The following is a 21,372-nucleotide window of genomic DNA, read 5'->3' as shown; positions in this document are numbered from 1 at the left end:
CCGGGGCGCGGGGCCCGGCCGCCGATGGCTCAGGCGCGCAGACGCAGTCCTCTCGGGGTCGCGAGGAAGCCTGCCGCCTCCAGCGTGCGGCCGAGCGGGGAGGTCAGGGCCGAGGCGCCGTTGGTGCGCTCCACCGTGACCGTGCCGAGGGCTCCCGCACGGGCCGCCGCTGCCAGCGCCCCGGCCGCCGCGAGGAGGGCGGGGTCCTCCGGATCGGTGGGCCAGGCCAGCAGCGTCTTGCCGCCGCGCTCCATGTACAGCGTCAGCTCGCCGCCGACCAGAACCACCAGGGCTCCGGCCTTGCGGCCCGGTTTGTGCCCGGCGCCCTCCGGCGGCTCGGGCCAGGGCAGCGCCGCGCCGTAGGCATTGGCCGGATCCGCCGCCGCGAGGACCAGGGCGCGGGGCACGGCACCGGGCTCCGCACGGTCGAGGGCGGTGGACGCGGCGCGCAGCCGGTCGACCGCGCCGTCCATCGCGAACTGGGCCGCCCCCAGCCCCTCGACGACGTAGCCGCGCCGGGCCTGCCCGTTGTCCTCGAAGGCGGAGAGGACGCGGTACGCCGCGGAGAAGCCGCCCTCGACCCCTTCGGCCTGGACCGCGCCGCGGGTGACCACCCCGTGGCGGTCCAGGAGCGTACGGGCCAGGGCGTGCGCGCGGTGCGTGGGATCGGGCTCGGTCGAGGGCAGCAGGGACCAGCGGCCCGAGACGGTCGGCGGTCCCGTCCGGGAAGCGGGCCGGGTGGCGGTGGTGAGCGATCCGTAGCGTCCGCGCGGGACGTTCCGTCTGGCGCGGTGGGCCGTCGACCCGGCGGTGCGGCCGGAACCCAGGAGCGAACGCAGCGGCGCCAGCGTGTCGTTGGTGAGCCGGCCCGACCAGGCCAGGTCCCAGATGGCGTCGGCCAGTTGCGGATCGGTGCAGTCCGGGTGGGTGGTGGCGCGGACCTGGTCGGCGATCTGCCGGAAGAACAGCCCGTATCCGCCGGCCAGGGCGGTCAGGACGGATTCGTGCAACGCGCCGAGTTCGAGCGGGTGCGGGGGCGGGAGCAGCAACGGCGCGCTGTCGGCGGGGTAGAGGGACAGCCAGCCGTCCTTGCCCGGCAGGGCGCCGGCCCCGGCCCAGACGATCTCGCCGGTGGTGGTCAGCTCGTCGAGCAGCGCCGGGGTGTAGTCCGTCACCCGGCCCGGCAGGATCAGCTTCTCCAGCGCCGACGCCGGGACGGGCGCCCCCTGCAACTGCTCGACGGCGCGGGCCAGTCCGTCGATTCCGCGCAGACTGTTGCTGCCCAGGTGCTGCCACTGGGGAAGGAAGCCGGCGAGGGCGGCGGACGGGACCGGTTCCAGCTCGTGCCGGAGGGCGGCGAGCGAGCGGCGGCGCAACCGGCGCAGCACCGTGGCGTCGCACCACTCCTGGCCGATGCCGGCCGGGTGGAACTCGCCCTGGACGAGTCTGCCGGACGCCGAGAGCCGTTGCAGCGCCCCGTCCGTGACGGCCGTGCCCAGACCGAACCGGGCGGCGGCCCCGGTGGAGGTGAACGGGCCGTGCGTACGGGCGTACCGGGAGAGGAGGTCGCCCAGGGGGTCCTTCACCGGTTCGGTGAACGCTTCGGGGACGCCGACCGGGAGGGCGGTGCCCAGCGCGTCCCGCAGGCGTCCCGCGTCCTCGATCGCGGCCCAGTGGTCCGTCCCGGCGATCCGGACTCGGATGGCCCGGCGGGCGGCGGCCAGCTCCGGTGCCCAGGCCGGGTGGGCGCCCCGCGCGGCCAGCTCCGCGTCGGTGAGCGGACCGAGGACCCGGAGCAGGTCGGCGACGCCCTCGGCGTCCTTGACCCTGCGGTCCTCCGCCAGCCACTGGAGCTCCTGCTCCAGCTCGGTCAGGACGTCCGCGTCGAGCAGTTCGCGCAGCTCCGCCCGGCCGAGGAGCTCCGCCAGCAGATGGGAGTCGAGGGAGAGGGCGGCGGCCCGCCGTTCGGCCAGGGGCGAGTCGCCCTCGTACAGGAACTGGGCGACGTAGCCGAACAGGAGGGAGCGGGCGAAGGGCGAGGGCTCCGGGGTGGTCACCTCGACCAGCCGGACACGGCGTGCTTCGAGATCGCCCATGAGTTCCGTGAGCCCGGGGACGTCGAAGACGTCCTGGAGGCATTCGCGGACCGCTTCCAGGACGATCGGGAAGGAGCCGAACTCGGAAGCGACCTGGAGGAGCTGCGCGGCGCGCTGCCGCTGCTGCCAGAGCGGGGTCCGTTTGCCGGGGCTGCGGCGCGGCAGCAGCAGGGCGCGGGCCGCGCACTCGCGGAACCGGGAGGCGAACAACGCCGAACCGCCGACCTGATCGGTGACGATCTGCTCGATCTCGCCCCGGTCGAACGTCACGTCCGCCGCGCCGACGGGCGGCTGCTCGCTGTCGTACGAGAGAGCGGGGGGCGGTACCGGGTCCTGGACGGAGTCCTGCACGGGATCGAAATCCAGCAGGTCCAGGCCCATCAGGTCGGCGTCGGGCAGCCGCAGCACGATGCCGTCGTCGGCGTGCATCACCTGGGCGTCCATGCCGTACCGCTCGGCGAGACGGGCGCCCAGCGCCAGCGCCCACGGGGCGTGCACCTGCGCGCCGAACGGGGAGTGGACGACCACCCGCCAGTCGCCCAGCTCGTCGCGGAACCGCTCCACGAGGACGGTCCGGTCGTCCGGTACGTGACCACAGGCACGGCGCTGCTCGTCGAGGTACGCCAGGGTGTTGTCGGCGGCCCAGGCGTCGAGACCGGCGGCCAGCAGCCGTGCGCGGGCGTCCTCCTGGGAGAGCCCCCCGAGCTCGCGGAGGAACGCCCCCAGTGCGCGCCCCAGCTCCAGCGGACGGCCCAGCTGGTCGCCCTTCCAGAACGGCAGCCGGCCGGGAACGCCCGGGGCGGGCGACACCAGGACCCGGTCACGGGTGATGTCCTCGATCCGCCAGGACGTGGTGCCCAGCGTGAAGACGTCGCCGACCCGCGACTCGTACACCATCTCCTCGTCGAGCTCACCGACCCGGCCGCCGCCCTTCTTGGGATCGGCGCCCGCGAGGAAGACCCCGAAGAGCCCGCGGTCGGGAATGGTCCCGCCGGAGGTGACGGCGAGCCGCTGGGCACCGGGGCGGCCCGTGACCGTCCCCGCCACCCGGTCCCAGACCACGCGCGGACGCAGCTCGGCGAAGGCGTCGGACGGGTAGCGGCCGGCGAGCATGTCCAGCACGGCGGTGAACGCCGACTCGGGCAGGGCGGCGAAGGGGGCGGCGCGGCGGAAGACGGCCAGCAGGTCGTCCACCTGCCGGGTGTCCAGGGAGACCATGGCGACCAGCTGCTGGGCCAGTACGTCCAGCGGGTTGGCCGGGACCCGGAGGGACTCGATGGCGCCCTCGCGCATCCGCTCGGTGACCACGGCCGCCTGCACCAGATCGCCCCGGTACTTCGGGAAGACCACACCGGTGGAGACCGCGCCCACCTGGTGCCCGGCCCGGCCGACCCGTTGCAGGCCGGAGGCGACCGAGGGCGGCGACTCCACCTGGATCACGAGGTCGACCGCCCCCATGTCGATGCCCAGTTCGAGGCTGGAGGTGGCGACCACGGCGGGCAGCCGGCCCGCCTTGAGATCCTCCTCGACCTGGGCCCGCTGCTCCTTGGACACCGAACCGTGGTGGGCACGGGCGAGCAGCGCGGGGGCGCCCTTCGCCGCACCGGACTCGGCCATGATCTCGGCGGGGGAGTGGGACTCGGAGAGCGTCTCACCGGTGAGCCGCTCGTACGCGATCTCGTTGAGCCGGTTGCACAGCCGCTCCGCGAGGCGGCGGGAATTGGCGAAGACGATGGTGGAGCGGTGCTGCTGGACGAGGTCGACGATCCGTTCCTCGACATGGGGCCAGATCGAGGGCTTGTCCGCCCGGTCGGGCCCGTCGGCGGCAGGGGAGCCGCCGAGCTCCCCGAGGTCCTCGACCGGCACGACCACCGACAGGTCGAACCGCTTGGTGGACGGCGGCTGGACGATCTCCACCTTGCGCCGGGGCGACAGATAGCGCGCCACCTCGTCGACGGGACGGACCGTCGCCGACAGGCCGATCCTCCGCGCGGGCCGTGCCAGCAGCTCGTCCAGCCGCTCCAGCGACACCGCGAGATGGGCGCCCCGCTTCGTACCCGCCACGGCGTGCACCTCGTCGAGGATCACCGTTTCGACGCCGGACAGTGCCTCCCGGGCGGACGAGGTCAGTATCAGGAACAGCGACTCGGGCGTGGTGATCAGGATGTCCGGCGGCCGGGTCGCCATCGAACGGCGCTCGGCGGCCGGGGTGTCGCCGGAGCGGATGCCCACCCGTACCTCGGGCTCCGGCAGCCCCAGCCGCACCGACTCCTGGCGGATCCCGGTCAGCGGCGAGCGGAGATTGCGCTCGACATCGACCGCGAGCGCCTTGAGCGGCGACACGTACAGCACCCGGCAGCGCTTCTTCGCCTCCGCGGGCGGTGGGACGGACGCCAGCCCGTCCAGCGCGGCGAGGAACGCGGCGAGGGTCTTGCCGGAGCCGGTCGGGGCGACGACCAGCACGTCCGCACCCTCGCCGATCGCGCGCCAAGCACCCTCCTGCGCCGCCGTGGGCGCGCTGAAGGCACCCGAGAACCAGCCGCGGGTCGCGGGGGAGAACGAGTCGAGCACGGAGCCGGCCATGCCCCCCATCGTGCACCCCGGCACTGACAACGGCCGGGGCGCCCTGCCCGCCGCCCCGGGGTGCAGGCCCGGGACCTGCGAGAATTTCCCCCATGGCGATCACACCGGAGCCCGGATCGGGGGAGTGGGCGAGGTACTGGCAGTACGCGGAACTGCCCGACCTCGACCTGCTGCGGGCCCGGTACGTGCGCCACGCCTTCCCGCGCCACAGCCACGAGGGCTACGTCTTCGGCACCATCACCCACGGCGTGGAGGACGTCGGGCTGCCGGACGGCACCGTCCACGCCGGACCCGGCACCGTGGTCATGATCAACCCGGAGGTCCCGCACACCGCCCGCGCGGGCGTTCCCGAGGGCTGGGTGTATGCCACGCTCTACCCGTCGGCGCAGGTGGTCAACGACATCGCCGCCGACACGACGAGCCTGCGCGGCACGGTCGGCTTCACCGAGACCAGCGTCGTGGACCCGTACGCGGCCCGGCTGATCCGCGCGGTCCACCGGGCCGCCGAGGAGGGCAACGCGCTGGCCGCCGACACCGTGCTGCGGGTCATGGTCACCCGGCTGCTCGGCCGGCACGGCAGCGTGCTGCCGATCCGCACCCCCCGCTCGGCGGGCGCGCGCGACGCCGCCCGGGCCCGTGCGGTGCTGGAGGGCCGGATGGCGAAGCCGCCCGGGCTCGACGCGCTGGCCGCGGAGCTGGGGACCAGTCCCTTCGCGCTGCTGAGGGCCTTCAAGAAGGAATACGGGATGCCGCCGCACGCCTGGCTCACCGACGCCCGGGTGCGCGCCGCGCGCCGGATGCTCGACGCGGGCACGGCCCCCGCGGAGGCGGCCGTCCGGGTCGGTTTCACCGACCAGCCGCATCTCAACCGTCATTTCACCCGGATCGTGGGAGTGCCACCCGGCGCGTACCAGCGCGAACGTGCAAGAACGTACAAGACCGGTCCCGAACGACCCACGTAGCGTTCCGGCCGTGGCAGAACAGACAACCCTTCCCGAGAGCGTCGGCGAGCCGACGAACACGCCGGACGGTGGCACGACCGACCCCGGCGAGCGGCCGAAGACGCCCGGTACGAAACCGGACGCGGCCGTCGTGCGCGACGCGCTGGGCGTCGGCATAGCCGTCGGACTCTCCGGCTTCGCCTTCGGCGTGACCTCGGCCGGCTCGGGGCTGAGTCTCCTGCAGACCTGCGTGCTCAGCCTCGCCGTCTTCACCGGCGCCTCGCAGTTCGCCCTGGTCGGCGCCCTCGCCGCGGGCGGCAACCCGTACACCGCGGCCGCCGGGGCCTTCTTCCTCGGCGTGCGCAACTCGTTCTACGGACTGCGGCTGTCGCAGCTGCTGGCGCTTCCGCGAGCGCTCCGCCCCTTCGCCGCCCAGTGGGTCATCGACGAGACGACCGCGGTGACCCTGCCGCAGCCGACCCGGCGGGCGGCCCGGATCGGCTTCGCCGTCACCGGACTCACCCTCTACGTGCTGTGGAACCTGACCACGCTGCTGGGCGCACTCGGGGCGGAGGCACTCGGCGACACCGAGGTCTGGGGACTGGACGCGGCATCGCCCGCGGTCTTCCTCGCCCTGCTGGCACCGATGCTGAAGACCGCCACCGAACGCGTCACCGCCGCCGTGGCGGTCCTGCTCGCGCTCGGCCTGCTGCCGGTGCTGCCCGCGGGCGTCCCCGTCCTGCTGTCCGCGCTCGCCGCACCCGCCGTCCTCTTCCTGAGCGGGCGCCGCAACGGCACGGCGCGCGCGGCGGAGGGACGCCGGGAGCAGGACCGGTCCGCGGCCGGAACGGAGGAGAACCGATGAACGTCTGGATCGCCATCGCGCTGACCGCGGTCGGCTGCTACCTCGCCAAACTGCTGGGGCTGCTGGTGCCCGCAGGAGTGCTGGAACGCCCGCTCACCCGGCGCCTCGCGGCGCTGCTGCCCGTGGCGCTCCTGGCGGCCCTCACCGCGCAGCAGACGTTCGGGGACGGCCGGCACCTGACCCTGGACGCCAGGGGCGTGGGGCTCGCCGCGGCGGCGCTCGCCCTGGCCCTGCGCGCGCCCTTCCTCGTGGTCGTGGGCTCCGCCGTGGCCGTCACGGCAGGGGTGCGTGCCCTCGGCTGGGCCTGATCCGGGCTCCGTGGCCGGGCCTTCGGCCGGGCTCCGCGGCCGGGCGGAGGACCGCCATCACCCGGCGATCATCCGGCAGCGACCGATCGCCGGGCAGCGATCGGGTGTGCCGACCGGCATCCGTCCCGGCCACCGGTCACCGGCCTCAGTCGAGGCTGCGCCCGTGGGCACGCAGCGTCAGAAGCGCCTTGAGGGTCACGATGGGCCGCCCCTCCAGGGCGGTGCCCGGGGCCCACTGCCGCCAGTTGACCGGCCAGCCGCCGTCCGCCTGCTGCTGGGCCGCGAGATGGTCCAACGAGCGGGACAGCTCCTCGTCGGTGAACCAGCGACGGGCGAGCGACCCGGGCGTACGGGCGTAGTCGTACGGGAAGTGCTGCTCACCCGGTGCGTACCCGGCCGCCACGGGGTACTCGTCGCGCCGCTCCGGGTCGAGCACGGCGAGCCGCTGGTCGCGCACCAGCCGCCCCAGCCGGTCGGCGGCCGCCTCCGCCCTGGCCCGGTCCGGGGCGCCGTCCAGAAAGGCGAGCGCCGCCTCGATCTCGTACGGATGCGACCGGTCCAGGGCTTCGACCGCCGCCCAGCAGAAGTCGGTCGCCCGGAAGAGCCAGGCGTGCCACACCGCGTTGCGGTGCAGGAGCCCGACGACGGGACCGGTCGTCAGCAGCTCCGGGGGCGGGTCGTCGACGACCGGGATGAACGGCGCGACGGGATAGCCGCGCTGCGTCGGCAGGAGGGCGGGCAGCGCGCCCTCCCTGGTCGACACCTCGGTGAGGAAGCGGCAGATCCGCTCCACCCGGGGACCGTCGCAGCGGTCGATGGAGTCGAGCACGCTGAGCGCGTGCGCGGTGTGCAGCGGCTGACTCACGGGGCCGCGCAGATCGGGTTCGAGCGCGTGCCCGTAGCCGCCGTCCTCGTTCAGGTAGGCGGCGAGCGCGGTCTCCACGGCGTCCGCACTTCCTTTCAGGAAGTGATGGGCGAACCGCCGTTGTTCCAGGACGCGGGCCGTGAGCCAGATGAACTGCTCGGCGCGCTTGAGGGGACTTGTTCCGGTTCCAGCCATGGACCGACCGTAGGGCGGTAAGCGCTCTCGGCAAGACGTAGCGGCCGGGCTGCACTCTCAGGAGCGGGATACTGAGGTCATGCGGTTGACGATTTTCTGGGAACGGATGGCGGACCACTTCGGCGCGGCGTACGCCGACTCCTTCGCGCGCGATCACGTGATGGCCGAGCTCGGCGGGCAGACGGTGCACCAGGCGCTGGCCTCGGGCTGGGAGACGAAGGACGTCTGGCGCGGGGTCTGCGCTGCGGTCGGCATTCCCGAGGAGAAGCGCTGACCCCCGGCCCGCCGTATGTCGGCCGGTTCCCGCTCCGCCGTCGGCGGGGCAGCGGCTTCCGGCCATGATCGACAAGAGGTCTTTCCCGTCCTGCCGGTCGCCGGACCAGCCCCGTTGCCCGGGGCGGACAGCGTCTCGTCACCGTCGTAGGCGAGACTGGAGCCGTGGCACCGACAGACGAGACAGCACAGAACCAGCCGCTTTCCACCCCGCCCGTCCCTCCACGGACCCCGCCCTCCGGCAGCACCGGATCGGCCCGCATGCCCTCGTGGCTGCCGCGTGCCATGGTGCTCGCCCTGGCGCTCTACGCCTGTTTCCGGCTCGGCAGTTGGGCGTTCGACCAGCTCATCGGGCTGTTGATCAATGTGCTGATCGCTTTCTTCCTGGCGCTCGCCATCGAACCGGCGGTGAGCAGGATGTCGGCGCGCGGCATACGCCGGGGCTTCGCCACCTTCCTGGTCTTCCTCGCCGTACTGATCGCCGGGGTGGGCTTCGTCGTTCTGCTCGGCTCCATGCTCGCGGGTCAGATCGCCGACATGGTCGAGGAGTTCCCGAAGTACCTGGACTCGGTGATCAACTGGGTCAACCAGACCTTCCGCACCGACCTCTCCCGGGTCGAGATCCAGGACAGCGTGCTCCATTCCGACTGGCTGCAGAAGTACGTGCAGAACAGCGCGACCGGAGTGCTCGACATCTCCACCACCGTCCTCGGCGGGCTGTTCCGGCTCCTGACGATCTTCCTGTTCTCGTTCTACTTCGCGGCCGACGGGCCCAGGCTGCGGCGCGCCCTGTGCTCCGTGCTGCCGCCCGCCAGGCAGGCCGAGGTCCTGCGGGCCTGGGAGATCGCGGTGGACAAGACCGGCGGCTACCTCTACTCGCGCGGTCTGATGGCACTCATCTCCGGGATCGCGCACTACGTCCTGCTGGTGATCCTCGGGGTTCCGTACGCGCCCGCGCTCGCCGTCTGGGTCGGGCTGGTCTCCCAGTTCATCCCCACGATCGGCACGTATCTGGCAGGTGCGCTGCCGATGCTGATCGCGTTCACCGTCGACCCGTGGTACGCGGTGTGGGTGCTCGGCTTCGTCGTGATCTACCAGCAGTTCGAGAACTACGCGCTCCAGCCCAAGCTCACCTCCAAGACCGTCGACATCCACCCGGCGGTCGCCTTCGGGTCGGTCATCGCGGGCACGGCACTGATGGGCGCCGTGGGCGCGCTGATCGCGATCCCGGCCGTCGCCACGCTCCAGGCGTTCCTCGGTGCGTACGTGAAGCGGTACGACGTGACGGACGACCCGCGGGTACACGGGCAGAGCCGGCGGCGCGGCGAGCCGTTGCTCTCCCGGCTGCGCCGGATCCGGCGCGTGCCCGAGGGGGACGGGAGCGGCCGGAGCGCCGACGCCGGGGACCGGGAGGACCCGGAGCGGGCCTGATCGCCCCGCGGCGCGGACGCGGGCGTTCCGTCCGGGTCAGTGACGCCAGTGATCGCGGTCCGGCAGTTCGACCCACAGATCGGGAGGTCCGGCCACGGAACGGGGGCCGGTCGGACGCAGCCCCGCGAAGGCGCAGCAGTAGGCCACGGCGCTGTGCCGGTAGAGATAGGCGCTCAGGACCTCCTCGGAGGTGTCGTCCTCGTACGGGCCGCCACCGGGGTGCAGGTCCCAGCCCTCGACGACACCGTGGCGGGCGATGCTGCCCTGGTTGCCGCTCTTGGGATTGGCGTACAGGCCGTAACAGACGGTTCCGGCGGACAACCGGGTCAGCACGCCCGGCATCTGCGGTGCGTATCCCCACGGCTGGGTCACGACGCAGCCGCCCGGCACGGACGTCACACCGATGATCCGCAGGTTCTCGTCCATGTCGTACGCGTACGGGTCGTCGAGTGTCTCGCCGGTGGCGCCGTCCCGCACCGGCGCCGCCTCCAGGCGGCGGATCGCCTCGGCCGCGTCGATCCCGGTCACACAGGCGAGCCCGAAGCCGTCGTGGTGGAACTCGCCCAGGGCCGCGAGGAGCCGGCGGGCCTCCCGCGCCGCCGCACGCTCCGGGCCGGTCAGCCGCACCCCGGCCGGTACCGGGAACAGGTCCGGCGTCGGTCCCGCGAGACTCAGCCGCCCCGGTGACCAGCCGCCGAGCGACAGCCGCCAGGGATCGGCCCCGGCGGCGGCGAGGCCCCGCGCGTTCTCCGGCTTCCCGGCCACGACGGCCTCCCACAGCGCCGTCACCCCGTTCTCCGGCGCGTCCACGTCCGCGACCCGTCCGGCCAGCTCGGCGACGACCTCCGGAGAGCCGAACACCGCCGCACGATGCAGCGGTCTGCCCCCGCTCCACGCCTCCGGATCGGCGCCTTCGTCGAGACACCGACGAACGCGGTCGTGGTCCGTCCAGTCCCAGCCCATGCCGGTCCAGCCGTTGCCCCCTGCCGCCACAGGTCCCCCTCCGCCATCGATCAGTACGGCTTCTCCGCTCCCACAAGCTCGCACACGGGTCTGACATCCGGCCGCTCCCGCCTTCGCTGCGCGGGTGCGGGGGGCGAGCGGTGCCCGGCGGTGCCGGGCGGGCGGTCCGGGCGTCGGCGGGGGCGGCGTGGTGCGCTTGACACTAAAATCGAACATCCATTCTCATGGGATTCCGGCCGGGTTTTCCCGGGCCCGACCGTGGAGTTGTCCACAGGCCGGGAGGACGTCGAGGCCCATTGTCAGTGGCAGGGGTTAGCGTCTTTGACGTGAAGCGATCGACTCAAGCAAATCGGGTGGAACCCATGGCAGGAACCGACCGCGAGAAGGCGCTGGACGCCGCACTCGCACAGATTGAACGGCAATTCGGCAAGGGCGCGGTGATGCGCCTCGGTGAGCGGCCGAACGAGCCCGTGGAAGTGATCCCCACCGGGTCGACCGCCCTCGACGTGGCCCTCGGGGTCGGCGGCCTGCCGCGCGGTCGCGTGGTGGAGGTGTACGGGCCGGAGTCCTCCGGCAAGACGACGCTGACGCTGCACGCGGTGGCGAACGCGCAGAGGCTCGGCGGCTCGGTCGCCTTCATCGACGCGGAGCACGCCCTCGACCCCGAGTACGCGAAGAAGCTCGGCGTCGACATCGACAGCCTCATCCTGTCCCAGCCGGACAACGGCGAGCAGGCCCTCGAAATCGTGGACATGCTGGTCCGCTCCGGCGCGCTCGACCTGATCGTCATCGACTCCGTCGCGGCGCTCGTGCCGAAGGCCGAGATCGAGGGCGAAATGGGTGACTCGCACGTGGGTCTGCAGGCCCGTCTGATGAGCCAGGCGCTCCGCAAGATCACCAGTGCGCTCAACCAGTCCAAGACCACCGCGATCTTCATCAACCAGCTCCGCGAGAAGATCGGCGTGATGTTCGGCTCGCCGGAGACCACGACGGGTGGCCGGGCGCTCAAGTTCTACGCCTCGGTGCGCCTCGACATCCGCCGGATCGAGACGCTGAAGGACGGCACCGACGCGGTCGGCAACCGCACCCGTGTCAAGGTCGTCAAGAACAAGGTCGCGCCGCCCTTCAAGCAGGCCGAGTTCGACATCCTCTACGGCCAGGGCATCAGCCGCGAGGGCGGCCTGATCGACATGGGCGTGGAGCACGGCTTCGTCCGCAAGGCGGGAGCCTGGTACACCTACGAGGGCGACCAGCTCGGCCAGGGCAAGGAGAACGCCCGCAACTTCCTCAAGGACAACCCCGATCTCGCCAACGAGATCGAGAAGAAGATCCTCACGAAGCTGGGTGTCGGGGTCAAGCCGGAGGACAACGCGGCCGGCGCGGATGCGGCGGGCGGCGCCGCGGCTCCGGCCGAGAGCGCGAAGGCGGTGCCGGCTCCGGCGAGCAAGGCCAAGTCGGCCAAGACCGCGGCGGCCAAGAGCTAGACCGTGACGCGTCGTACGGAGTGGCCGGTCAGCGTCACTGACCACGGCGTCGACCCCGGCCACGAATTCGCCGCGGGACACACGGCCGGGTCCGGGGACACGTACGGGCCGGAGACCGATCATGGTCACGGCACCGATTCGGGACCCGGATCCGGTGAGGGGGCGGGTCGCCGTACCCGCTCCCGCACCAGGAGCAGCGGCTCCCCCTCCTCGTCGAGGGCCGAGAAGGGGGAGTCGCGAGACCCGGTCGAGCAGGCGCGCAACATCTGCCTGCGACTGCTCACCGGGACCCCGCGCACGCGGAAGCAGCTCGCCGACGCCCTGCGCAAACGGGAGATCCCGGATGAGGCGGCCGAGGAAGTGCTCTCGCGCTTCGAGGACGTCGGGCTGATCGACGATGCCGCGTTCGCGGATGCCTGGGTGGAGTCCCGGCACCACGGACGGGGCCTGGCCCGGCGCGCTCTCGTCCGGGAGCTGCGGACCAAAGGGGTTTCCTCCGACGTGATCGACGAGGCCATCGGGCAGCTCGACCCCGAACAGGAGGAGGCCACCGCCCGGGAGCTGGTCGCGCGCAAGCTGCGCTCGACCCGTGGCCTCGACCGGGACAAGAGGCTGCGCCGGCTCGCGGGCATGCTCGCCCGCAAGGGCTACGGGGAGGGCATGGCGCTGCGCGTGGTGCGGCAGGCGCTGGAGGAAGAGGGGGAGGACACCGAAGGGCTGGACGAGCCGTTCTGACCGGACCGGCACCGTGCGGGGAAACCCGAGACGTCGGGGGGCGACTCGCGGTGACACGCCGGTGCGCGGGGGAGGCATCACTGTCCGGCGCGGGCGGCGCGGGCGATGGTGGCGTCGATCAGGGCGAGCGCGTCAGCGGCGGTGCGGCCGGGGCAGCGGTTCCAGGGGCCGATCAGCCCGGTCCAGCCCTGGGAGCGGAGCTCGGCGACGAGCCAGGCACCGGCGCGGTCCACGGTGTCGAGGGAGCCGTAACCCAGACGGTGCGCGGTGAGGAGGGCGCCGCAGATGCACCGTGCGCCACGGGCGTTGCGGAGCCGGTAGGGGGTGTTCTGCCAGCCCCACTCGGTCAGGATTCGTCTCGCGTGGGCGAGATGGACGGAGGGCCGCACATCGGCCCGGCCGATGCGTCGCCAGGCGTGCAGCCGGTCGGGGAGGACCGCGCCCAGACGGCCGGGCAGGGGGCGTTCGTGGGGCGGGGGCGCCGGCAGGGAACGCACGGAGTCGGCGATGAGCTGGTCGACCGGCACGGACAGCAGATCACGCCAGTCGGCCGGTTCGTGGGCCGCCGGTTGTTCTGCGGTATCGGCGCCGGCAGGCCGTACGGGGTCGATGGCGGTGAGGTCCCAGCCGGCGACGATCCGCTGCCATGTCTCGGTGTCGTGGAGGCGGGCGACCTGGGCATCGAACTGGTCCGGGGTGAGGGCGGGGGCGGGGGTCGGCATGGGCGCGGAGTCTCCGTCACGTCGGTCCTTGAGGTTGAGGTGAATGTCGGCCGTGTACGGGGATCGCTCCACCGGAGCGTGGCGTTCGGGTGTGTCGGCGCGGATTCGGGGGAACCGCAGGGGGCGGACCGCGAGCGGGGGTGCCCGCGAGACAGGGGTGCCGCAGGGGAAGGGGGCGGGGGGAAGAGGAGGATGGCGTGGTGTCGCGGTTGGGGTGGCGAGCCGCTGGGGAGTGGTCGCGACTTCCGGCGGTCGGCGCGACGCCTTTTCGCCGCACCGCGCCTCTCCGCTCCCCCTTTGCCGCCTCCGTCCCTTCCCGCCTCCCGCCCTTCTGCCTTCCGCCCTTCTGCCTTCCGATGCCCGACTCCCGACGCCCGACTTCTTCGTCCGTCGGCTCTCTCCTGTGGGCCCGTTACCGTTCGACCGGGAGGCCCGCGGCGCGCCATGCCTGGAAGCCGCCGATCAGGTCCGTCGCCCGGTGCAGTCCCAACTGCCGCAGGGACGCGACGGCGAGGCTCGACGCGTAGCCCTCGTTGCAGACGATCACGATCCGCAGGTCGTGACTCACGGCCTGCGGGGCCCGGTGGCTTCCCAGCGGGTCGAGCCGCCACTCCAGTTCGTTGCGTTCGACGACCAGTGCTCCCGGGATCAGCCCGTCCCGCTCCCGCAGTTCCGCGTAGCGGATGTCCACGAGGAGCGCACCGTCCGAGGCGGCGGCCGCAGCCTCCCGCGGACCGACCCTGACGAATCCGGCCCTGACCCGTTCCAGCAGCTCATCGATACCGACCGGCTCCGCACCGTCCCGACGGCCGTCGCTCACTGCCAGTCCTCCGGCCGCTCGACCTGCTCCAGGCGGAGCAGATGGCCGGTGCGGCTGTAACGCCGGATTCTCGGCAGCGGCGGGTAGTACGCGTGGACGGATACGGCGTGCTCCGTCGCGGACTCGTTCAGCACCTCGTGGACGTGATGGCGGTCGAAGGCCCTGCCCTGACCAGTGGTCAACTCCCTGGAACGGTCGATGCCTTCGGTGAGTTCGAGGGTCTTCCAGCCGTCGGTGGGCAGACGGGCGGCGAGCGACAACTCCTTGAGGGCGCCGGCCGCGGTCGCGAAGGCGCCGATCGAGTCGGCATGGTCGTGCCAGCCCGTACCGGTGCCCGGCGGCCAGCCGATCAGCCACGCCTCGCTGCCGCCGGGGCCGTCGAGCCGACTCCAGGTGCGGCCTTCCGGATCGAGGGGGAGCGAGGCGACGACCTCGGGGTCGGCGGCCGTACGACGGACGAAATCGAGCAGCTCCGCAACCGTCGGGCCGGAGCCGACGAGTGCGGGCACACCGGAACCGGCGGGCGCGGGAGCGGCGGGCGCAACAGACGCTGGAGTGGATGCGGACGTGCGTACAGAGGGTGAGGAAGAGGCAGACACAGGGACCGTCCTGAGGGTTCGCGCGAGAGCCCGTCCGTACGGCAAAGCGCACGGCGGGGCAGGGAAGGGCGAGTCAGCAGGACGGTCGACACACGCAGCCCGCGTAGCGGACGAGGTCCATATGGACCCTCCGCCACAGGCACACATCGGTGTCGGTCATGTTCCGGAGTACACCACGGACGTCCCCAGTGGTCAATTGACGTCCGCGGTCCGGTCGGAGCGCGCGGTGTCCTGCGCCGCGCCGCCCCGTACCGCGTCAGCCGCCGCGAAGAGTTCCCCGGGCCGCACCCCGCCGAACGACGCCACGAGATGGCCGTCCGGCCTGATCAGCAGCACGGTGTGGGCCGAAGCCCCCGGGTAACTCTCGGTCACCAGCAGCTCGCCCTTCATCGGCAGGGTGTCGACGGCCGCGGCGAGGCGCGGCATGACACCCGCGGTCATCCAGTGGCGCCGGTCCCACACACCGGTGCCGGGCGCCACCAGGACCACCAGCAGATGCCCCTGCCCCAGCCGTTCGCGCAGCCGCACGGTCGTGCCGTCGGGCGCGGTCACCCGCACATCGACCACCGGCGCACCGGGGGGCGTACCCACGGAGGTGTGCGCCTCGGCATGCGCGGGTGCAAGGGGCGAATGCGAGTACGAGGGGGGTGCGCCGAGGGGGCCGCATCCCAGGTGCCCGTCGGTGAGCAGCGAGTCGTGCCCCCGTGCGCTCCCCGGTACCAGGGCCCGCAGCCCTCCGCCGCCGCGCAGTATCGGCAGTGACTGGTCCGCGGCGCGCAGGCGCGAGGCGACCGCGGCCCGGCGTTCGGCCTGGTAGCTGTCGAGCAGTACGTCGGAGGCGCCGTGATGCCAGGCATGGGCCAGTTTCCAGGCCAGGTTCTCGACGTCCCGCAGCCCCTCGTCGAGCCCCTGGGTGCCCAGCGCGCCCAGCAGATGCGCGGCGTCCCCCGCGAGGAAGGCCCGGTCGACCCGCCAGCGCAGGGCGAGCCGGTGGTGCAGCGTGTACACGCCGGTGTCCAGCAGTTCGTACGGAGGTGTCTCGCCGCACCAGCCCGCCAGGGTGTCCCGGACCCGGGTGATCAGCGCGTCCGGAGTGACGAGTTCGCCCTGCGGCGGCAGCAGCCAGTCCAGCCGCCAGGCGCCGTCCGGCAGCGGGCGTGCGGTCACCTCGGCGCCGCCCGTGCGCCACGGCGGCAGCCGGTGCAGCACGGCCTGCCCCGGCCAGGGCAGCTCGGTGCGCAGCGCGGCGACGGCGTGCCGCTCCACCGCCGTACGCCCCGGGAACCGGACGTCGAGGAGCTTGCGCACCGTGGACCGGGCGCCGTCGCAGCCCACCACGTAACTGCCGCGCCACCAGGTCGCGTTGGGCTCCCTGGTGTGTACCGTGACCCCCTTCGGGTCCTGCTCCAGGGTGTCGATCCGGCTGTGCGCGGCGACCTGCACCAACTCCTGCCCGGCCACCGCTTCGCGCAGCGCACGCGTCAGGGCGTGCTGCGGCAGATGGAGGGGCGAGGCCGGCGGACCGTCCTCGTGGGAGCCCTCGCCGAGCCCGAGCGGCAGTTCGCGCACCAGCTGCTTGCGCCGCACGGACCGCCAGCCGGACCACCGGACGCCCTCGTGCCGCAGCGCCTTGCAGCCGAGGCGTTCGACCAGGGTCAGGGTGTCCTGGCGCAGCACCACGGTGCGGGCGGGGCGCGTCTCGTCCTTGTCCGGATCCTCGTCGAGCAGGACGGTGGGCACGCCCTGCGCCGCGAGGGCGAGCGACAGCGCCAGACCGACGGGCCCGGCACCGACGACGATCACCGGGTCCACGGGACAGCTCCTCGGATCCGTGCGGACGACACCGGCACCACGGCCGGGAAAGACGCCGGTGACATGGGCGAAGGTGCCCCACGGCCCGGCAGGCGGGCGGGCGGCGGAAGGGGTGTGGCGGCGGGTGCTGGGGGCGCGATCACAGAACGTATGCAACCTACTGCCCGTGCTTGCGTCAAGCGACACCGGACGGCGCTGAGGGGCGGTGGCAGGTCTGCCACCGCCCCTCAGGACGCATTTCGACGGGCCGTCAGGCGGCGTGTCCCTCATCGGCGATGAGCGACGGCTCACCGACGGTCGGTGATGCGCCCCCCGGAGCGGTGCCCTTGCTCTTCTTCGCGCGCCGGAGCCACCGCTCCAGCCACCTCGCGAAGGAGGTGAGCGCGAAGTTCAGCAGCACGAAGATCACAGCGACGATGGTGAAGCACGCGATGGTGTTGGCACCGTAGTTCGCGCTCATCGGGCGGACCGACGCCAGCAGCTCGCTGAAGGTCATCATGGCACCGCCGAGCGCGGTGTCCTTCATGATGACGACGAGCTGGCTGACGATCGCCGGCAGCATGGCGGTCACCGCCTGCGGCAGCAGCACGAAGACCATGACCTGGCTCTTGCGCATGCCGAGCGCCTTGGCGGCCTCCGCCTGGCCCTTCGGCAGGGTCTCGATGCCGGCACGCACGATTTCGGCGAGTACCGAGAAGTTGTACAGCACCAAGCCGGTCACCACGGCGTACAGCGGACGCACATCGGTGTCGATGGTGGTGTACTCCGCGTACACCGCGTTCGCGACGATCATCAGGATGAGCACCGGGATGGCGCGGAAGAGCTCCACGACGATTCCGGCCGGAACCCGCACCCAGCGGTGGTCCGAGAGCCTGCCGATACCGAATAGAGCACCCAGCGGCAACGCGATGATCAGGGCGAAGAACGCTGCCTTGAGCGTGTTCTGGAGGCCCGGCCAGATGTAGGTCTCCCACGGCTGGATGCTGGTGAAGAAGGGCTCCCACTTGACCCAGTCGAGCTGGTGCTTCTCGTCCAGGCTGGTGTAGACCCACCACAGCACGCCTGCGGCGGCCAGGATGAACAGCACCGTGTAGAGGATGTTGCGCTGCTTGGCGCGCGGTCCCTGGGCGTCGTAGAGGACGGAACTCATCGCTTCACCGCCACCTTCTTGCTCACCCAGCCGAGGATCAGGCCGGTCGGGAGGGTCAGGACGACGAAGCCGAACGCGAAGACCAGCGCGATCAGGATCAGCTGGGCCTCGTTCTCGATCATGCCCTTCATCAGGTACGAGGCCTCGGCGACACCGATCGCGGAGGCGACCGTGGTGTTCTTCGTCAGCGCGATCAGCACGTTGGACAGGGGATTGACCACCGCACGGAACGCCTGGGGAAGAATGATCAGCCGCAGTACCTGGGTGAAGCTCAGCCCGAGCGCGCGCGCCGCCTCGGCCTGGCCGACCGGCACCGTGTTGATGCCGGAGCGCAGCGCCTCGCAGACGAAGGCGGCCGTGTAGGCGACCAGGGCGAGCACGGCCAGCCGGAAGTTGATGGTGTCGGTGTCGTCGGCACCGAGGGCGACGCCCAGGGTCTGGTACAGGCCGAGCGACGAGAACACGATGATCACGGTCAGCGGAATGTTCCGGACCACGTTCACGTACGCGGTGGCGAAGCCGCGCATCAGGGGGACCGGGCTGACCTTCATTCCGGCCAGTAGCGTTCCCCATATCAGGGAGCCGAGGGCGGAGAGGACGGTGAGCTGCACCGTCACCCAGAAGGCCCCCAGCAGGTCATAACCTTCAAGAAAGTCGAACACGATCTCCCGCGCTTCCGCGTGTCGGAGGGCACGGCGCGCCGTCGTTCAAGGACGGCGCGCCAGGTCAGCCCTGCATCACTTGACGATGTTGCCGATCTTCGGGGCGGGCTCGTTCTTGTAGTTCGCCGGACCGAAGTTGTCCTTCACGGCCTTGTCCCAGGAACCGTCCGAGACCATCTTGGTGAGCGCGTCGTTGATCTTCTTCTTGAGGTCGGCGTCGCCCTTCTTCAGGCCGATGCCGTAGTTCTCGTTGGTCATCTTGAAGCCGGCCAGCTTGAACTTGCCCTGGAAGTTCTTCTGCGAGGCGTAGCCCGCCAGGATGCTGTCGTCGGTGGTCAGCGCGTCGATGACCTTGTTCTCCAGGCCGGTCAGGCACTCGGAGTAACCGCCGTACTCCTGGAGCTGGGCCTTGGGGGCCAGCTTGTCCTTGACGTTCTGCGCCGAGGTCGAGCCGGTGACCGAGCACAGCTTCTTGGAGTTCAGGTCCTTCGGCGACTTGATCGTTTCGTCGTCGGCGCGGACCAGGATGTCCTGGTGGGCCAGCAGGTACGGGCCCGCGAAGTCGACCTTCTGCAGACGCTCGTCGTTGATCGAGTAGGAGGCGGCGATGAACTTCACGTCGCCGCGGTCGATCGCGGTCTCGCGGTCGGCGCTCTTGGTCTCCTTGAAGACGATGTCCTCGGCCTTGTAGCCGAGCTCCTTGGCGACGTACGTGGCGACGTCGACGTCGAAGCCGACGTACTTGCCGTCGGGGGTCTTCAGACCGATGCCGGGCTGGTCGATCTTGATGCCGATCGTGATCTTCTTGCCGTCGCCCGAGCCACCGTCCTCCTTGTCGGAACCGCAGGCGGTGGCGGTGATGGCGAGGGCGAGCACGGCGGCCGAGGCGGCGGTGACCTTACGAAGCTGCATGGTGATTTTCCCTAGAGTTGACGCGATACGAGCGATCGGCCGGCCCGGGAACCGGCGGTGCGGATCGATCAGTGATGAAGCCGGTGGTGCGGATCGATCAGTGGTGAAGGATCTTCGAGAGGAAGTCCTTGGCCCGGTCACTGCGCGGGTTGCTGAAGAACTGGTCGGGCGTGGCCTCTTCGACGATCTTTCCGTCCGCCATGAAGACGACGCGGTTCGCGGCCGAGCGGGCGAAGCCCATCTCGTGCGTGACGACGACCATCGTCATGCCGTCCCGGGCGAGCTGCTGCATGACCTCCAGCACCTCGTTGATCATCTCCGGGTCGAGCGCGGAAGTCGGCTCGTCGAAGAGGATCACCTTGGGGTCCATCGCCAACGCCCGGGCGATGGCCACGCGCTGCTGCTGGCCCCCGGAGAGCTGGGCGGGGTACTTGTCGGCCTGGGTCGCCACGCCCACCCGGTCCAGCAGCGCGCGGGCCTTGTCCTCGGCCGCCTTCTTGTCCGTCTTGCGGACCTTGATCTGGCCCAGCATCACGTTCTCGAGCACCGTCTTGTGCGCGAAGAGATTGAACGACTGGAAGACCATGCCGACATCGGCGCGCAGCCTGGCCAGCTCCTTGCCCTCCTGGGGCAGCGGCTTGCCGTCGATCGAGATGGCGCCCGAGTCGATCGTCTCCAAGCGGTTGATCGTGCGGCACAGCGTGGACTTCCCGGACCCGGAGGGCCCGATGACGACCACGACCTCGCCACGGGCGATGGTCAGGTCGATGTCCTGGAGCACATGCAGCGCGCCGAAGTGCTTGTTGACGTTGCTCAGTACGACAAGGTCGCTCGCCCCGGGCGTGGCGTCCTCGGCGCCCTTGGTCACTGAAACTCCGCTCATCGGCTTCTTGCTCCGTCCTCCTCGGTTGGAAGGACCATAGGGACGCGGTGCTACCACCGTCATTACATCTGAGCGGAAATTGAGGATAACGATCCGGTGGCGGCCGGACACACCGTGTGAACGGGGAGGGGACCGTCCGACCCGGGGCGTACCGGGTGCATAACGGATGGCCGGATGCGGTGGGCGGGCCCTTGACTGACACACCGCTCATCGGAGTGGATGCCTTGGTACGCCATGACGTGAAACGCCTCGGTACGGGGAAGTGACGGGGAGCGTACGGGAGAACGCACCGACATGTACCGACACCACGCATCCACCCGTCCGCGGCACGCGGGCACGCATCGACCCCGGACCCTCGCGACCCCGGAAAGGGAGGCCATGAGACTGCTGCTCGTCGAGGATGACAACCATGTCGCGGCCGCCCTCTCCGCGATCCTCGCCCGGCACGGCTTCCGGGTCGTGCACGCGCGCAGCGGCGAGGAGGCACTCCAGGCGCTGCTGCCCGCGGACACGGAGCCGTTCGGCGTCGTGCTCCTCGACCTCGGCCTGCCCGACCAGGACGGTTACGAGGTGTGCGGGAAGATCCGCAAGCGCACCTCCACCCCGGTGATCATGGTGACCGCGCGCTCCGACGTCCGGTCGCGGATCCACGGTCTCAACCTCGGCGCCGACGACTACGTGGTCAAGCCGTACGACACCGGCGAGCTCCTCGCCCGCATCCACGCGGTCAGCCGGCGCAACACGGTGGGCGAGGACACCGTGCCCACGCCCGTCGCCGCGCTGCGCCTCGGACACGTCCACATCGAGCTCCCGACCCGCCGGGTCAGCGTCGACGGGGCGGAGGTCCAGCTCACCCGCAAGGAGTTCGACCTGCTCGCACTGCTCGCCCAGCGCCCCGGAGTGGTGTTCCGCCGGGAGCAGATCATCAGCGAGGTGTGGCGCACCAGCTGGGAGGGCACGGGACGCACGCTCGAAGTGCACGTCGCGTCCCTGCGTTCCAAACTGCGGCTGCCCGCACTGATCGAGACGGTGCGCGGGGTCGGCTACCGCCTCGTCGCCCCGACCGCGTAAGG

20 protein-coding genes are annotated in these 21,372 nt (G+C 71.6%); 8 read left to right on the top strand and 12 right to left on the bottom strand.

Annotated elements, in window-relative coordinates; all coding sequences use genetic code 11:
* Positions 1 to 29 precede the first annotated feature (29 nt).
* A complete protein-coding gene (locus tag ACFYW1_RS26945) occupies positions 30 to 4,679 on the bottom strand; it encodes a DEAD/DEAH box helicase (RefSeq protein WP_388998356.1) in 4,650 nt (1,549 codons plus the stop codon).
* A 92-nt stretch (positions 4,680 to 4,771) separates the two neighbouring features.
* On the opposite strand from ACFYW1_RS26945, the gene ACFYW1_RS26940 reads away from it, so the two are divergent.
* The 3 genes from ACFYW1_RS26940 to ACFYW1_RS26930 are packed head-to-tail and all read left to right on the top strand — an operon-like array spanning position 4,772 to position 6,793.
* Positions 4,772 to 5,641, top strand: coding sequence for an AraC family transcriptional regulator (locus ACFYW1_RS26940; RefSeq protein WP_388998353.1), 870 nt, complete (start codon positions 4,772 to 4,774; stop codon positions 5,639 to 5,641).
* Between the two features lie 10 nt (positions 5,642 to 5,651).
* Positions 5,652 to 6,485, top strand: a complete 834-nt coding sequence (locus ACFYW1_RS26935; protein ID WP_388998350.1) for an AzlC family ABC transporter permease — start codon at positions 5,652 to 5,654, stop codon at positions 6,483 to 6,485.
* Positions 6,482 to 6,793 carry an AzlD domain-containing protein gene (locus ACFYW1_RS26930; protein ID WP_388998347.1) on the top strand — a complete coding sequence of 104 codons (312 nt, stop codon included), beginning with the start codon at positions 6,482 to 6,484 and terminating at the stop codon, positions 6,791 to 6,793. Before ACFYW1_RS26935 ends, ACFYW1_RS26930 begins: the two co-directional genes overlap by 4 nt.
* 145 nt (positions 6,794 to 6,938) lie before the next feature.
* Here the strand turns inward: ACFYW1_RS26930 and ACFYW1_RS26925 are convergent, their stop codons facing one another.
* Entirely contained in the window at positions 6,939 to 7,853 is a 915-nt protein-coding gene (locus tag ACFYW1_RS26925) for a hypothetical protein (protein WP_388998344.1), read from the bottom strand.
* A gap of 79 nt (positions 7,854 to 7,932) precedes the next feature.
* On the opposite strand from ACFYW1_RS26925, the gene ACFYW1_RS26920 reads away from it, so the two are divergent.
* Positions 7,933 to 8,127, top strand: a complete 195-nt coding sequence (locus ACFYW1_RS26920) for a DUF3046 domain-containing protein (RefSeq protein WP_388998341.1) — start codon at positions 7,933 to 7,935, stop codon at positions 8,125 to 8,127.
* Between the two features lie 260 nt (positions 8,128 to 8,387).
* Positions 8,388 to 9,557, top strand: a complete 1,170-nt coding sequence (locus ACFYW1_RS26915) for an AI-2E family transporter (protein WP_388998338.1) — start codon at positions 8,388 to 8,390, stop codon at positions 9,555 to 9,557.
* Between the two features lie 36 nt (positions 9,558 to 9,593).
* Here ACFYW1_RS26915 and ACFYW1_RS26910 read toward each other — a convergent pair whose 3' ends face one another.
* The gene (locus ACFYW1_RS26910; protein ID WP_388998335.1) at positions 9,594 to 10,550 is read right to left on the bottom strand and encodes an ankyrin repeat domain-containing protein; all 957 of its coding nucleotides are present in this window, start codon (positions 10,548 to 10,550) and stop codon (positions 9,594 to 9,596) included.
* Between the two features lie 332 nt (positions 10,551 to 10,882).
* Between ACFYW1_RS26910 and recA the strand changes: the two genes are divergently transcribed.
* Positions 10,883 to 12,004 (top strand): recombinase RecA, encoded by a 1,122-nt coding sequence (gene recA, locus ACFYW1_RS26905; RefSeq protein ID WP_388998332.1) that lies wholly within the window; start codon positions 10,883 to 10,885, stop codon positions 12,002 to 12,004.
* A 3-nt stretch (positions 12,005 to 12,007) separates the two neighbouring features.
* Positions 12,008 to 12,739: a recombination regulator RecX gene (gene recX, locus ACFYW1_RS26900; RefSeq protein WP_388998329.1), complete on the top strand. Its 732-nt coding sequence runs from the start codon at positions 12,008 to 12,010 to the stop codon at positions 12,737 to 12,739.
* A gap of 77 nt (positions 12,740 to 12,816) precedes the next feature.
* On the opposite strand, the gene ACFYW1_RS26895 is transcribed toward recX, so the two are convergent.
* The 9 genes from ACFYW1_RS26895 to ACFYW1_RS26855 form a co-directional block, all read right to left on the bottom strand.
* Positions 12,817 to 13,461, bottom strand: coding sequence for a hypothetical protein (locus ACFYW1_RS26895; protein WP_388998326.1), 645 nt, complete (start codon positions 13,459 to 13,461; stop codon positions 12,817 to 12,819).
* Positions 13,462 to 13,873: 412 nt separating this feature from the next.
* On the bottom strand, positions 13,874 to 14,281 hold the full coding sequence (locus ACFYW1_RS26890) for a rhodanese-like domain-containing protein (protein ID WP_388998323.1): 408 nt from the start codon (positions 14,279 to 14,281) through the stop codon (positions 13,874 to 13,876).
* Positions 14,278 to 14,880 (bottom strand): cysteine dioxygenase, encoded by a 603-nt coding sequence (locus ACFYW1_RS26885; RefSeq protein ID WP_388998320.1) that lies wholly within the window; start codon positions 14,878 to 14,880, stop codon positions 14,278 to 14,280. The genes ACFYW1_RS26890 and ACFYW1_RS26885 overlap by 4 nt, the downstream gene beginning before the upstream one ends.
* Before the next feature lie 73 nt (positions 14,881 to 14,953).
* The gene (locus ACFYW1_RS26880) at positions 14,954 to 15,040 is read right to left on the bottom strand and encodes a putative leader peptide (protein ID WP_356936238.1); all 87 of its coding nucleotides are present in this window, start codon (positions 15,038 to 15,040) and stop codon (positions 14,954 to 14,956) included.
* 32 nt (positions 15,041 to 15,072) lie between these two features.
* Positions 15,073 to 16,692, bottom strand: a complete 1,620-nt coding sequence (locus ACFYW1_RS26875; protein ID WP_388998317.1) for an FAD-dependent monooxygenase — start codon at positions 16,690 to 16,692, stop codon at positions 15,073 to 15,075.
* 250 nt (positions 16,693 to 16,942) lie between these two features.
* Positions 16,943 to 17,842 (bottom strand): amino acid ABC transporter permease, encoded by a 900-nt coding sequence (locus ACFYW1_RS26870; protein WP_388998314.1) that lies wholly within the window; start codon positions 17,840 to 17,842, stop codon positions 16,943 to 16,945.
* Positions 17,839 to 18,504 (bottom strand): amino acid ABC transporter permease, encoded by a 666-nt coding sequence (locus ACFYW1_RS26865; protein ID WP_388998311.1) that lies wholly within the window; start codon positions 18,502 to 18,504, stop codon positions 17,839 to 17,841. The genes ACFYW1_RS26870 and ACFYW1_RS26865 overlap by 4 nt, the downstream gene beginning before the upstream one ends.
* A 75-nt stretch (positions 18,505 to 18,579) precedes the next feature.
* Positions 18,580 to 19,416 carry a glutamate ABC transporter substrate-binding protein gene (locus ACFYW1_RS26860; RefSeq protein ID WP_388998308.1) on the bottom strand — a complete coding sequence of 279 codons (837 nt, stop codon included), beginning with the start codon at positions 19,414 to 19,416 and terminating at the stop codon, positions 18,580 to 18,582.
* 97 nt (positions 19,417 to 19,513) lie between these two features.
* Positions 19,514 to 20,299, bottom strand: a complete 786-nt coding sequence (locus ACFYW1_RS26855) for an amino acid ABC transporter ATP-binding protein (RefSeq protein WP_388998305.1) — start codon at positions 20,297 to 20,299, stop codon at positions 19,514 to 19,516.
* A gap of 378 nt (positions 20,300 to 20,677) precedes the next feature.
* Between ACFYW1_RS26855 and ACFYW1_RS26850 the strand changes: the two genes are divergently transcribed.
* Entirely contained in the window at positions 20,678 to 21,370 is a 693-nt protein-coding gene (locus ACFYW1_RS26850) for a response regulator transcription factor (RefSeq protein ID WP_384217358.1), read from the top strand.
* The last annotated feature ends 2 nt before the right edge of the window (positions 21,371 to 21,372 follow it).

The organism is Streptomyces sp. NPDC002669 (assembly GCF_042889165.1).
Taxonomy (GTDB): domain Bacteria; phylum Actinomycetota; class Actinomycetes; order Streptomycetales; family Streptomycetaceae; genus Streptomyces.
This window is presented reverse-complemented; position numbering and strand designations above follow the sequence as displayed.